Below are 12,824 nucleotides of genomic sequence, written 5' to 3'. Positions count from 1 at the left end.
GAGATAGCGGAGCAGCCGGTACGGCACGTCGGGGTCAGCGCGTTCATGCACGCGGCATCACAATTCCTGCGCACGGTGGGGGAGTCGGAGAGCTCCGACCTGTGGCGGCAGCCATGTGCGGAGATCCGCCGGGCACGGTGGCTCATCGGGACGGTGCCCCTGCCGCTCAGCTCCGGCGCACTGGGACTGCGGGAGACCGCGGAAGCCTTGGCCGACCGTGCGAGGGTAATCGAGCGGGTCGCCGACCGCGGCCTGCTGAGGCAGTTCGACGCGGTCACTGACGCGTTGCGGAAGCTGGGGCGGGAGCGTGAGAACCCGCTGGCCCGCGGCGTGATGACGTACCTGGAATCGTCCGGTGCGGGCAGCGTCCTGGTGGTGGTCACCAGCCGCGCCCACCAGGACGACGCGGTGGCCGCATTCACCGCACTGAGGTGCCTGGTCGACGTGGGCACCGCCCGGGACCTCGCCGGGACCTGCGTGTACGGTGCTGCGGTCGTTGTCGGGCCCGTGGGCTGGCTTCCGCCCGGGGTGCTGAACGCTCCGCGCGCCTCCCGGATCGGACTGGTGCACTATGACTTCTACCGCGAGCCGCAGGATGTCTGGCCGCTGTTCGGGGAAGGACCGGTCCGGCGCGGCCGGATGCCGTCGCGGGTCCTCCGGCGTCCGTCCCTCCTCCTCGGGGGATCGCAGGGTCTCCGGTCAGGCGTTCCTGAGGCCAGTGAGGCGCTGGAGCTGACCGGCTTCGATGTGCTCTCCCTGGCTGGCGAAGCGCTCGCGGGGCTGCCCGCAGACGTGCTGGAGCGCCCTGCTCCGGGCGCGCATGAGCGTGTGGCCGCTCAGGCGGCCCAACTGGCCGACGGCTCCTTCGTACTGCTGCCCCTGGACGTGGGCGTTCAGAAGGTGCTGCTCGTCGAGGCGGACGACGAGGGCAGGCCGGCCGTCGAGGCAGTGGACGCGGCGGCGGTGACGATCGGTGATGCCGTCGTACTGCGCGGCGGGTCCTACTACCAGAGCCTGGTCGAGCGCGCCGACGCCGCACTCGGCGAGGACGCCTTCATGCTGCGCGAGATCCAGCGGGCGTGGAAGGCGCAGCTGCGCGACCGCGTCGCCCGCCACCGGGACGGGGTCCACGGCGTCGCCGCCGATCTGAAGGCTCGGGGCGCGACGACCGCGAACCTGGGTTACTGGACGGGTCCTTGGTGCATCCGGACGCGCCTCAAAGCGGACTTCACCGTGGTGATGCGCTATCTCGGACGCGGCGACGAAGCCGACCACGCCTGGGACGCGTTGGGCCGCATCGACCACGCGCACCGCAGCGCCGGGCGCAACTACGCCGAGGTCGTCCAGCGGGCTGTCTCGGGCGGCACCTGGGAGACCCTGCAGTCCGACCAGTGGTGCGACATCTCCCTGGATGACACCCAGGCAGGCGCGCGGGTGGCCCTCATCGACGCGCTGCTGCCCGGGCAGCTGACCGTTCCCGTGCACTACCTGTGCCGGCTCCGTTCCCCGGAGGTTCCCTGATGGCACGTATGATCCCGCCTTCGTTCGATCCGGCCGGCACGCCGAGCCCGGGGGAACGGGAGGTGTTCCAGCGGCTGCGGGACGATCCCGCGACCGGGGGCTGGACCGTCCTCCACTCGCTCGGAATCTCCCAGCACCCGCGACAGATCCAGGGGGAGGCGGACTTCGTCATCATTGTCCCGGGCAAGGGGGTACTCGTCCTGGAGGTCAAGTCGCACCTCCAGGTGCGGCGGCTGCCGAGCGGGGAGTGGCGCCTCGGCAATCAGCCCCTGACCAATCGGAGCCCGTTCCAGCAGGCCGACGAGGCCATGCACGCCGTCAGGAAGAAGCTCCGGGGCCCCAGCGGCGGTGCCGGTGCGGTGCCGGTCGCATTCGCGGTGCTGTTCACCCACAGCCGCTTCGCGGTGTCCGGGCCGATGGAGTGGCACTCGTGGCAGGCACTGGACACGGTTGCCTTCCACAGCCGCTCCGTGGCGGCGCTGGTCACCGGGGTCCTGGACGCGCACCGGGCCCACCTCGCGGCCACACCGGGGGCGGCGTGGTTCGACCCGGCGTCCGTGGCACCCGATGCCGGGCAGGCCGAGCGGATCATCCGGGCTCTGCGGCCCTCGTTCGAGTTCGCCGAGCCGCCGAAGCTGAGGCGGCAGCGGATGGAGCGCGAGACGGAGGCGTTCACCCAGCAGCAGTACGAAGTGCTCGACATGATCGCCAGAAACCGGCGCTGCATGGTGGACGGCGCTGCCGGGACCGGCAAGACCTACGTGGCGGTGGAGGCGGCACGCCGCTATGCCGCCGGGGGACAGCGGGTGCTCCTGTGCTGCTTCAACCGCCACCTCGGCCGCTGGCTCAAGGAGGAGACTGCGGGCCTGCCAGGGGTGACGGCAACCAGCTTCCATTCCTACATGGCCGGGCTGGCCCCATCCGCCCGAGATGCCGGCGGCACCGGAGACTTCTTCACCGAGGTGCTGCCCGAGGCCGCCCTGGACGTCCTCATGGAGAAGGACGAGCCCCCGTTCGACGTGCTCGTCGTGGACGAGGCACAGGACCTGATGCGTGAGTCCTACCTAGATGTCCTCGACTTCTCCGTACGGGGCGGCCTGTCCGCAGGCCGATGGTTGGGCTTCGGCGACTTCACCCGTCAGGCTCTCTACGGTTCTGACGGCGAGGGCATGGACGTCCTGCACAAACGGGCTGGAGAGCTGCCCTCGGTCACGCTGAACCACAACTGCCGCAGCGTCCCCGGCATCACGCTGTACGTGGAGGTCACGTCGGTACTCGACCCCGGATACGCGGGCACCCTGAGGCCCTCCAACGACCGCCAGGCCACGAACTTTTGGTGGGCGGACGAAGAGGAGCAGCAGCGACAGCTGGCCAGCCGCCTCACGGAGCTCACCCGGGAGGGGTTCTCGCCCGAGGACATCGTCGTCCTGTCTCCGCTCCGGGACGAGCTCAGTGCCGCCGGCAACTGCCGTGCCCCCAGCTGGAAGGGACGGCTGACACCCCTGGACTCCCCGAAACCGGGATCCGTCCGGTACGGAACCGTGCACACGTTCAAGGGGCTGGACGCCCCCGCCGTCGTCCTCACCGACATCACCTCCTTCGGCACAGACCGGGACCGAACGCTCTTCTACGTCGGTGCCTCCCGGGCCAGGGACGAGCTCACCGTGCTGATGGCCCACAGCGCACGCCCCGGATACATCAAGCAGGTTCAAGGAGCAGGCAGAGCATGACCACGGCCAGTGACAACCTCGGGTCCAGGGAGGACGTCATCGACGCCCTGCGGGCCGAGCTTATGGGCCCGGCCCCCGCGGGCAAGCCCCTCCACCAGACGTCGTTCGACGGCTGGCCCGCCGCCCGCGGACCGTGGACCGACGCTGACAGCGGCGAGGAGATCCTCGACCGTGCTCCCCTGCTGCGCTACGGCGTTGGCGTCCTCTACCCGGCGACACCGGAGGACACCGCTGGCCAGCGCGCGGACTCCGAGGCGGACGCAACGGTGGACGCCGGCGAAGACGGGCAGGACGGGGAGGAGGACGAAGACGCTCCGGAGGTGCCCGAAGGCATCCAGGAGGCATACGCGCGCAAGGGAGGTCATGCCGACGACGATGACTTCGAACTCCTCGGCGCCAACGACCGGCGACCCAGCGCCATGGGCCTGTCGATCCTCCTGGCAGGAGAACGGGCCGGCCTGCGGATCTCCGCCACTGGTGGCCGCTACCGGCGCCGGACGGTGCACATCGGCAGCAGCGTCCGTCACTGGTGGGTCCGCGGCCCCGTCGCAGCCGTCTGGGATCTGTCGCCGGAGGCGCTCGCCAGCGCCGGCCCCCTCCTGCGAAAACCGCAGCCGTCCTCCGACACCTCGACCGGCCTCGATGGCTTGGACCTCGAACTCACCGTCCGCATCAGGCCCCACCGCGACGGGCGCCTCATTACGGTCGCCCTCGTTAACCGGACGCCGTTGGGCAAAGGGGCCCCCGACGCTCTCAGCCTCTTCCAGACCGAGATCACCGTCGAGCCGGTACAGGGCTGGCTGGCCCCGTACCCGGAGGCGGCCGAAGCCGGAACCCACCCGGACGATGCCTCGTTCAGCCTGATCTACCGGGGTGCCCGCACCTTCGCCGTCGGACACGGCTGTGCGGCGGACTGGGACACGCCGACGGCGGACCGCTCCTCCTGGGCCAGGGCCGATCCCATGCCGCAGTACGAAGCCCCCAGCATCACTCCCGACATCCGGCTGTCCGACGGCACCCCGCTGACCGTCTCCATGGACCAGCTGGCAGGAGACGGACCGGAAGGCCCCGAGCAGCTCAGCCGGGTCATCACCGCCTACGCGCAGTGGATCGAAGGACTCGAGGAGAAGGCCGCAGGACTCGACGGACGGTTCCAGCCGACCGCCGCCAAGCACATCGAGGGCTGCCGCACCGCCCTGGCCCGGATGCGGGAGGGCCTCGAACTCGTCCGCGACCCCAGCACGGATGCCGGCCGCGCGTTCCGCATGACGAACCGGGTGATGCTGCGCCAGCAGCTGCGCTCCGGTGCACCCCTGCGCAGAACCCGTTACGTCAACGGCTGTTACGAGGTGGACGGCGTCCAACTGGACGAAGACACGGCCCGCAGCCAGGGGAAGGGCAACTGGCGCGCGTTCCAGATCGCCTTCCTCCTCGCCGCTGTGCCGTCGACCGCGGACCCGTTCCACGACGACCGTGACACCGTCGACCTCATCTACTTCCCCACCGGCGGCGGCAAGACCGAGGCGTACCTCGGTCTGTCCGCCTTCACCATTCTCCTGCGCCGTCTGCGTGACCCCGCCGACGCTGGGGTCACCATCCTCATGCGCTACACCCTGCGTCTGCTGACCGCGCAGCAGTTCCTGCGTGCGGCCTCCCTCATCTGCGCGCTCGAAGAACTGCGGGAGGACGAGCCGGACCTCGGGGGTCCCTTCTCCATCGGCATCTGGGTGGGCAGCGACACGACCCCCAACAAGCGCGGCGATGCGACCTCGGCCCTCGGCCGGCTCCGGGCCGGCGGCGAGGACAATCCCTTCCTCCTGCTGCGCTGCCCCTGGTGTGCGGCCCAGATGGGTCCCGTCGCCGGCCAAGAAGAGAGCGGCGCGCCCCGCGGGCGTCCCCGCAGGGGCGGAAGGGGCGGTCAGGCTGCCTCCGCGAGCCGCACTCCTGTGGCCGGGTACGTCGAGTACGCGGGGACCGTACGGTTCATCTGTCCGGACTACGAGTGCCGCTTCTCGGCGGACGACACCCCGCTGCCCGTCTTCGTGACCGATGACGACCTCTACGACCGCCGGCCGACGCTCGTCATCGGCACCATCGACAAGTTCGCCCTGCTCGCCTGGCGCCCCGGGGCCCGCGCTCTGTTCGGTCTGGGAGCTTCAGGACTCGGCGCCGACGGTGCCCGGGAATTCTCGCCGCCGTCACTGGTCATCCAGGACGAGCTGCATCTCATCGCGGGCCCGCTCGGCTCCCTCGCCGGCCTCTACGAGGGCGTCATCGAAGAGCTGTGCACCGACCGGCGAAGCGGCACTCCCGTCCGCCCGAAGATCGTCGCCTCCACCGCCACAATCCGCCGCCACGAGGAACAGGTGCGCGCCCTCTACGGCCGTGAGCGGGTTCACCTCTTCCCGCCGCACGGCATCGACGCCTCCGACTCGTTCTTCGCCGTGTACGACCGGAACCCCGAGACCGGTCTGCTCAAGCCCGGACGGCGCTACATCGGCGTGCACGCCCCTGCTCTCGGCTCCATGCAGACCGTCCAGGTCCGCACCTTTGCGGCGCTTCTCCAGGCCGCCGGGGACCTCCCCGAGGACCAGCGCGACCCCTGGTGGACGCTGCTCGCGTTCTTCAACAGCCTCCGCGAGCTCGGCAACTCGCTCTCGCTCATGCAGTCCGACATCCCTGACTATCTGCGCACCATCAACAACCGCTCCACCGCGGACCGCAGCGGCATGCGCTATCTCAACTGGGTCGAGGAGATGACCAGCCGCCTCCGGCAGGATGAGGTTCCCGAGGCCATCCAGAAGCTGGAGCGGCAACTCACCCCGGAACAGCGGGCCGTGGACACCTGCCTGGCGTCCAGCCTGATCGAAGTCGGCATCGACATCCCCCGTCTCTCCCTCATGGCCGTCGTGGGCCAGCCCAAGAGCACCTCCCAGTACATCCAGGTCACCGGCCGTGTCGGCCGTCGGATCCCCGGCCTGGTCGTCACCCTCTACGGCGCTGGCAAGCCCCGCGACCGCAGCCACTTCGAACGCTTCCGCAGCTACCACGAGCGCCTGTACGCCCAGGTCGAGCCCACCAGCTCGACCCCGTTCGCCCCGCCCGCCCTGGACCGGGCGCTCAGGGCCGTCGCCGTCGCCTACATCCGCCAGGCCGGGGGCAAGGCCGTCGACGCTCCCCTCCCGTTCCCGGCCGATCGATGGGAGGAAGCCAGGGAACTGCTGCTCGGCCGCGCTGAATTCTGTGACCCCGACGAGGCCGGCCGTACAGCGGCCCTGCTGGACCGGATGCGCAAGGAATGGGAGGCATGGCGACCCGGCGAGTGGGGCGATTTCGGCCCCGTGGGCCACGGCCGGCTCCTGCGGCCGCTCGGCCGCTACGCACCGGAGAACCAGCGGAACCTGAGCTGGGCGATCCCCTCGTCGATGCGTGGCGTCGATGCCGAATCCGAGGTCAAGGTCACCGTGCAGTACGCGATCGAGGAAGGAAACTCATGATCCGCGGAAGTGTCCGCCGCTCCCAGCTGGTTGTCCCGTTCGGCCCCGGCGCCATGCACGTGCTCTCTGACGGTACGTCCGTCGTGACAGCGGGCCTTGACCACTGGTTCCCGACCGGGAAGGACCGCGACCGTGAGGAGTACCGGATCCACGAGTGGCGCTTGGAGCAGCATCTGAGTATCGACGCGCTCTACTCGCCGCCGGACTACCGGGCCTGGTCAGAGGACGAGATGAACAGAAAGGTCCGTGTCCCCGTCCTCCGGTTCCCTGTCTGGGGATTCTGCCCGAGCTGCCGGACGCTGACCAGAGACCGTCTCCACGCCGACCACCGACCCGTATGCGATCACCACGAGGGCACCCGCCGCAAGCCCGTCATCGCCCAGGTCCCCTTCGTGGCCATCTGCGAGCGGGGACACCTCCAGGACTTTCCGTGGTACGAGTGGGCGCACCGTTCCGCCGCGCCTTCCTGCCGCAACCACGTCCTCTCACTGCGTTCTTCCGGCGGAGGCACCCTCTCAGCCCAGCGGGTCTCGTGCAGCTGCGGCAAGGGCCGGAGCCTGGAAGGCGTGACCTCGACAACAGCCAGCAGGGACAACGGCTCCTCCACCGTTCTGTCCGAGGAACTCGAACCGGGCGGACCCGCCTACCTGTGCCGGGGTGCCGCGCCCTGGCTCGGCATCGAATGCGTGGGAGAGCCCTGTGGCAGTCCGCTCAGGGGAAGCCTCCGGGCAGCCGCCAATGTGTACTACCCCCTTCTGAGCAGTTCCATCTTCGTGCCCGAGGACGGCAGCAGCGCCGCTGACCCCAAGGTTCTGGAAGCCCTCCAGGACGGGACGATCGTTCAGGCCCGGTGGCGGGCAGCCGTGTTCGTGGGAGAGGGAGTGATCCCCTCGCCGGACCTGCTCCGGAGGGTCGCTCAGGGAAACGCCTTCATCCTCGAAGGCTTCACCGACCCGCAGATCGAGGCCGGCCTCAAGGCCCTCCACGACGCCGAGACCACCGGCAGCTCCAGCTCCAGCTCCAGCTCCAGCTCCAGCCCCGGCGGGCCTGTCCTGGCAGAAGACCCAGCGGACTTCCGGGTCACCGAGTACCAAGCGCTGCGTGACTCCATCGAGTCCAGCGAACTCGTGGTCCGCGAGCCAGCGGCGGACTACGGCCAGCCGGTGGCCGGAGCCTTCGCGCGTGTGCGGCTGGTGGAGAAGCTCCGGGAGACCCGGGTGCTCTGGGGCTTCAACCGTGTCTTCGCGGAGTCCTCGTACGACCGCACGTCCCGCAAGGCCCTCCTGCGGCGTACCCCGGCCCGTCCGGGCAGTGGATGGCTTCCCGCTTACGCGGTCAGCGGAGAAGGCATCTACCTCGAACTCGACACCGGCAGGCTCGCCCCCTGGGAGGAACAGTCCGGCGTACTTGAACGAACCGGCCTTCTCACCCGGCGCTTCGCCCGCCTGGCTGTGGACCGGGGGCTGCAGCAACGCGAGCTATCACCCCGTTTCGTGCTCCTGCACACCCTTGCCCACCTGCTCATCAACCAGCTCACCTATGAGTGCGGATACAGCTCGGCCTCCCTGCGAGAACGCCTCTACGTCAGCCCTGGTGCCGACGGCATGGCAGCCCTGCTCATCTACACCGCCGCCGGCGACTCCGAAGGCACCCTCGGCGGCCTCGTCCGGATGGGACAGCCCGGCCGCCTCGAAGACGTGCTCCAGAACGCCCTCGCACAGGCCGCCTGGTGCTCATCCGACCCTGTCTGTATCGAAAGCCCTGGCCAGGGCCCTGGGTCCTGCAACCTCGCCGCCTGCCATAGCTGCGCCCTTCTCCCCGAAACCGCGTGCGAGGAGTACAACCGGTTCCTCGACCGGGCGCTCGTCGTCGGGGGGCTGGAACGGACGGACCTCGGCTTCTTCCCGGCATCCTGAGCTTGGTTCTTACTTTTTTGTCGGGTTTGATGTGTGCCCGACCAGCACGAGAGGCAGGTCCGCCAGGGCGTGGTGGGAGAGGCGCGGGGACTTGTCGGGGACCACGCGTCGTTCTCCCTGGCTGCCTGAGTCGCATCGCGGCGAACGGACAGCGCGGGCTGTCTACCGTCTGATGTGCAGCGATGGCTATGGCCGGGCGACTGGGGGTCAAGGGGTCGCAGGTTCAAATCCTGTCGTCCCGACGTGAGTCGGAAAGGCCGTTGGCCGGGAGAAATCCCAGGCCAGCGGCCTTTCGTGCGATGCGGCATCAGATTCGGCAAGCATTCGTTCGTATGCGGCTGGGGGTCGGATGGGGACCAAGTAGCCCCGGAGCGGTCGAATTCGGGGGCGAGGCCTCCCTCAAGGGGCATTCCCGGTCCCAAAATTGACTACCCACAGTGACCGATATCAAGTCGTGGCCAACGGTTTTTCGACACCCCGCGACGCAATCTGGCCATGCTTTCGGGCAGTTGGGCGACAGTCCTCGAATCTGTCAAGACGTCAGTCGATTTCGCGACCTCGCGCCGGAGGTGTCTCGCGGCTCCTCCCGGACGCATCCGCGCGCCCGTCGGGGATCTGCCTGCTATCCATGATCATCTACGCACAGTGATCATCGCCGAGGCGGTGCAGGTGGGAGAAAGCGGCCGACGACCACGAGTGTGCGGAGGCTGCAGCATCAGACAGGTCCGATCCTCCTACCCGGCCGCCCGGCTGAGGTGGCCGCACGAAGGCTTGGTCCGCATACACCTGGGCCTCGGGCTCGCCCGTGAGGACCTGGTGCCTACGCTGCATGCGGCCAAGAGCGGGGGGCGGCTAGTGACCTGAGTCAGAGAATCGTCGTTGGTCGGGCAGGAGTCGTCCTGGACCTTGTTCGCGACAGGCCCCGGGTTCCTGTGGTACCCAGGAGCCCGTCGATCATGACCCGGAGCGGGCCGCAGAACGAGGGGGACTCTGTGACCGGGCCGTCCACGCCAAGCCGTCCTTCCGGGCCGCCGCCCGCACCCGGGACACTGTCGCGGCCGACCGCCCCGCCGGCGCCGACGGCCGCCCCGGTCCGCCGCAGCGGGATTGACCTCCAGGGGTGGAGCGCCGTGGTGACCGCCGCCGTCGCGGTCGTCGCCCTCGGCGCCGGCTTCGCGGGCGGCTTCTACACCCAGGCTCAGGTGACCGACGACTCCCGGCCGCAGCCGGCCGTCACGGTCACCGTGCCCGGTCCGACCGTCACGGTGACAGGCTCCACCGTGACCGCGCCCCCGGCGGGCAGCCAGGGCTCCGCACCGGTCCTGAACCCGTTGCCCAGCGGGATGGCCGGCAGCCCGACACCGACCGCGGTGCGGGTCCTCAGCGCCTCCCCGGATGGCGGTCAGGGCGGAACGAAGTCGGTCCTCACCGGCCGGGGCTTCCCACCCAACGAGGTCGTCCGGGTGTCCTTCATCATCAAGGGCGACCTCGGCGAGGACTACAAGACGCGCGACCTGCGCGACACCATGACGGACGCCACCGGGGCGTTCTCCGTCGAGGTGGTGATCCCCTCCGACCTGAAGTACGACGCGAACCTGAACGCGTACCTGCGGGCCCGCACGACTGCCACGAAGACCGAGACGGTGTTCGACCTCATCGCCTGATTGGTGCGGGCTGGTCTGCTGGCCAGGCGGAGCCGCCGAAGCGGTCCGCCGGCTCGTCCTGGGCCAGGCGCGGCGCCTGGCCCGGCTTCAGCAGCCGCCGTAAGTTCACCAGAACCAGTGCGATCCCCGTACCCGCTGAGGTTCCCCGCTGACTGGGGCACGCCAGCTCGATGGTGGCGGAACCGAGCGTCAGCAGACTGACGTCAGCCCCGTCAGGGCCGGATACGTTGGCGGCGTCGGAGATCCGGATGGCGCTGTTGACCAGCAGATCCCCCACCTCCGTGCAGGAAGGCCCCTCGCGCCATTTCAGGCAACGACTGGTGTTGCTCCGGCGCGCGGGCACGATCTCGGCGGTGTGGGGCCAGTGCCTCCACCAGGTGCTCGCGCGAACCATCAGCCGGCTGCGCAACGGCGTGCACGGGGTGGGGGCCCAGTGCGGGGCGGCACTTTCTTCGGCAGCCGTGATTCCCGCCGTGTACCAGAACGCGAGGTTCTCCGGGATCTCGGCGGAGCCGGTTTCCCACCGCAGGCGAGAGCGCATCGAGCGCGGGGTGCCGCAGTGGTATTCGCGCAGTTCGAGACGGCCCTGTGTAGGCAGGTGGAGCAAGTGGACGGCGCGAGCGGTGACACGTTCGATCCGCAGCCCCGGGATGCCGAAGTGCACGTGCGAGCCGTCAGCGTAGGTCACGGTCTGCGGCAGCAGGTAGTTCGCCACCTGTGGAGCCACGCTCGCCTGGATCGTCAGTTGGTGCGGCGCGGGTCCCTTACCAGCGCGCGGCGGCTGGTGCGCGCCGCCTTGAGCTGCGGATCGCACCGGTTGTCGCGAAGCCTTGACAGCGCGTCACAGGCTGAGAACCCTGGTGCTGTACTCCAGGGACGCGAGGGACACGGCATGCCATGGGTTGACGAGAGCGGGCGCCACCGGGGTTTCCCGGCGGCGGTGTTGGCGGACGGCAGCGAGCCGGCGCCGTTGCCGGACGGGCGCACCACCTGGTGGCTCTACAACGGTGCCGATGGTCCTCGGGCCGCTGCGGTGCGCGGTGGTTGCAGCTGCGGCTGGCGGGGTGAACGGGTGCACCTGCTGGACTTCGGTGACGACCAGGCGACCGAGGCGGTGGGCGAGGACACCGGGCCGTTCGCGGACTGGGAGTGGCACGTCGACCTGGCCGAGGGTGTGGTGCCGCGCGAGGTCGAGGAACTGGTCGCGGCGTTGGTGGACCAGATCTGTGACCTGATGGAAAGCAGGCCGTACGCCGCTGCCCGCGCGGCCGCCCGGTTCGAGCGCGCCGCGGGTTCGACCGCGCTGCTGGCCGGCCGCAGGGCCCACAGCAACCTGATGTCCTGGGAGTACATCGGCCGCGCCTTCGGCTGCGGGCCGCAGGCCGCGCGGGAGCGGTTCGGCGAGACGCTGCCCGACGTCGACCGGGGCGATGAGGCATAGGTCGTCAGCCTTCACGCGTCGCGCAGGCGGCCGGAGGCGGGCGCCGATCGGCTGATCGGAGCCCCGGGCCCGGACGCCGACATCCGGGCCCAGCGGCATGTTGTCGAGCAGCTCAGCGCCGTACCAGCCGGGCTACACCTGCCGGCCTTCGTCGTGCCACCCGCCTGGCCCGGCCAGGCTGATTGGGTGCGAGCCCTTGGAAGAGGGCATACGCTGACCAGCTTCTGTTGGCGCGGGTCATCGGCGAAGGAGGGCATGCGGCCGAGCGTCCCGGTGCCACCGTGGCCCCATGCAGCAACCGCTCGCCAGCCAGGCACCCTCGGCCACGCCCTGCTCCGGAGGGCCGATTCGTGAGCCAGGCCGGTCCCTGGCGGCCCGGTGACTCCCCCCGCAGTCCGGCTCGGCCGCGCTACCATGCCGGTCGCGGTGCCGGCGTCGCCGCGGACGATCGTGGTCGTGCAGGGGGTGGGCATCGCCATCGGCGTGTGTCGGCCGTTGCCATCGCGAGTGTGGGGCTACAGCACGTCCGGGGTCCAGTGGATCTCGCCGGGATAGACGTGGGCGCCGGGGGACAGGACGCGGGTGCCGTAGTCGGCGTCCGGGGCCACGACCCAGCCGACGCCGGAGTAGGCGGTGGGGGTGGCGGTGCGGGCAACGCTGCACCGGGCGGTGTCGGTGGTCAGTGTCTGGCCGGCCGGTACGGTCAGGATCTGGAAATCCTCCGCTTCCGCTCCGGGGCATGTGCGGAAGTCGGAGGTCTTGGCGGTGTACTTGAGTCGAGCCTTGACTGCCGCCGGTTCGGTGTCGCGGTTGGTGATCTCCAGGGCGAAAGAGACCCGGTCGGCCTGGACCCGCGTGCACACGCGCCACTTCACGGCCCCTGGCCCGGAGTTGGGTGGGCCGCAGCGGCTGTCGGCCCCGAGGGAGTCCTTCTCCAGGCCTGGCTGCTCGGATGGCGAGGCGGGCCTGAGCCGGGCCGGACCGTCGGAGGCGGTGCCGGCCGGCAGCACGGCGGCGGTCGCTGCGCCGGTTGGAAGAGTGTCGGCGGACGCCGA

Annotated in this window: 8 protein-coding genes; 6 read left to right on the top strand and 2 right to left on the bottom strand. The window is 70.0% G+C overall.

Features of this window, described 5'->3' with window-relative positions; translation table 11 throughout:
• Positions 1–153 precede the first annotated feature (153 nt).
• From ACGF0D_RS17050 to ACGF0D_RS17030, 5 genes are all read left to right on the top strand, one after another.
• Entirely contained in the window at positions 154–1,521 is a 1,368-nt protein-coding gene (locus ACGF0D_RS17050) for a hypothetical protein (protein WP_392916868.1), read from the top strand.
• Complete coding sequence (locus tag ACGF0D_RS17045) at positions 1,521–3,251, top strand: NERD domain-containing protein (protein WP_392916865.1); 1,731 nt, start codon at positions 1,521–1,523, stop codon at positions 3,249–3,251. The genes ACGF0D_RS17050 and ACGF0D_RS17045 overlap by 1 nt, the downstream gene beginning before the upstream one ends.
• Positions 3,248–6,748, top strand: a complete 3,501-nt coding sequence (locus tag ACGF0D_RS17040) for a helicase-related protein (protein ID WP_392916862.1) — start codon at positions 3,248–3,250, stop codon at positions 6,746–6,748. Before ACGF0D_RS17045 ends, ACGF0D_RS17040 begins: the two co-directional genes overlap by 4 nt.
• Positions 6,745–8,664 (top strand): DrmB family protein, encoded by a 1,920-nt coding sequence (gene drmB / locus ACGF0D_RS17035; protein WP_392916859.1) that lies wholly within the window; start codon positions 6,745–6,747, stop codon positions 8,662–8,664. The genes ACGF0D_RS17040 and drmB overlap by 4 nt, the downstream gene beginning before the upstream one ends.
• Before the next feature lie 1,133 nt (positions 8,665–9,797).
• Entirely contained in the window at positions 9,798–10,328 is a 531-nt protein-coding gene (locus tag ACGF0D_RS17030) for a hypothetical protein (RefSeq protein ID WP_392916856.1), read from the top strand.
• Here the strand turns inward: ACGF0D_RS17030 and ACGF0D_RS17025 are convergent.
• On the bottom strand, positions 10,318–11,043 hold the full coding sequence (locus ACGF0D_RS17025) for a hypothetical protein (RefSeq protein WP_392916853.1): 726 nt from the start codon (positions 11,041–11,043) through the stop codon (positions 10,318–10,320). The two genes, ACGF0D_RS17030 and ACGF0D_RS17025, sit on opposite strands and share 11 nt — an antisense overlap.
• A gap of 177 nt (positions 11,044–11,220) precedes the next feature.
• Between ACGF0D_RS17025 and ACGF0D_RS17020 the strand changes: the two genes are divergently transcribed.
• Positions 11,221–11,769: a hypothetical protein gene (locus tag ACGF0D_RS17020; protein ID WP_392882865.1), complete on the top strand. Its 549-nt coding sequence runs from the start codon at positions 11,221–11,223 to the stop codon at positions 11,767–11,769.
• Positions 11,770–12,284: 515 nt separating this feature from the next.
• On the opposite strand, the gene ACGF0D_RS17015 is transcribed toward ACGF0D_RS17020, so the two are convergent.
• Positions 12,285–12,632, bottom strand: coding sequence for a hypothetical protein (locus ACGF0D_RS17015; RefSeq protein ID WP_392916850.1), 348 nt, complete (start codon positions 12,630–12,632; stop codon positions 12,285–12,287).
• Positions 12,633–12,824 lie beyond the last annotated feature (192 nt).

The organism is Kitasatospora sp. NPDC048298 (assembly GCF_043201465.1).
Taxonomy (GTDB): Bacteria; Actinomycetota; Actinomycetes; order Streptomycetales; family Streptomycetaceae; genus Kitasatospora.
The sequence above is the reverse complement of the archived record's forward strand: the minus strand, read 5'-3'. Positions and strand labels throughout refer to the sequence as shown.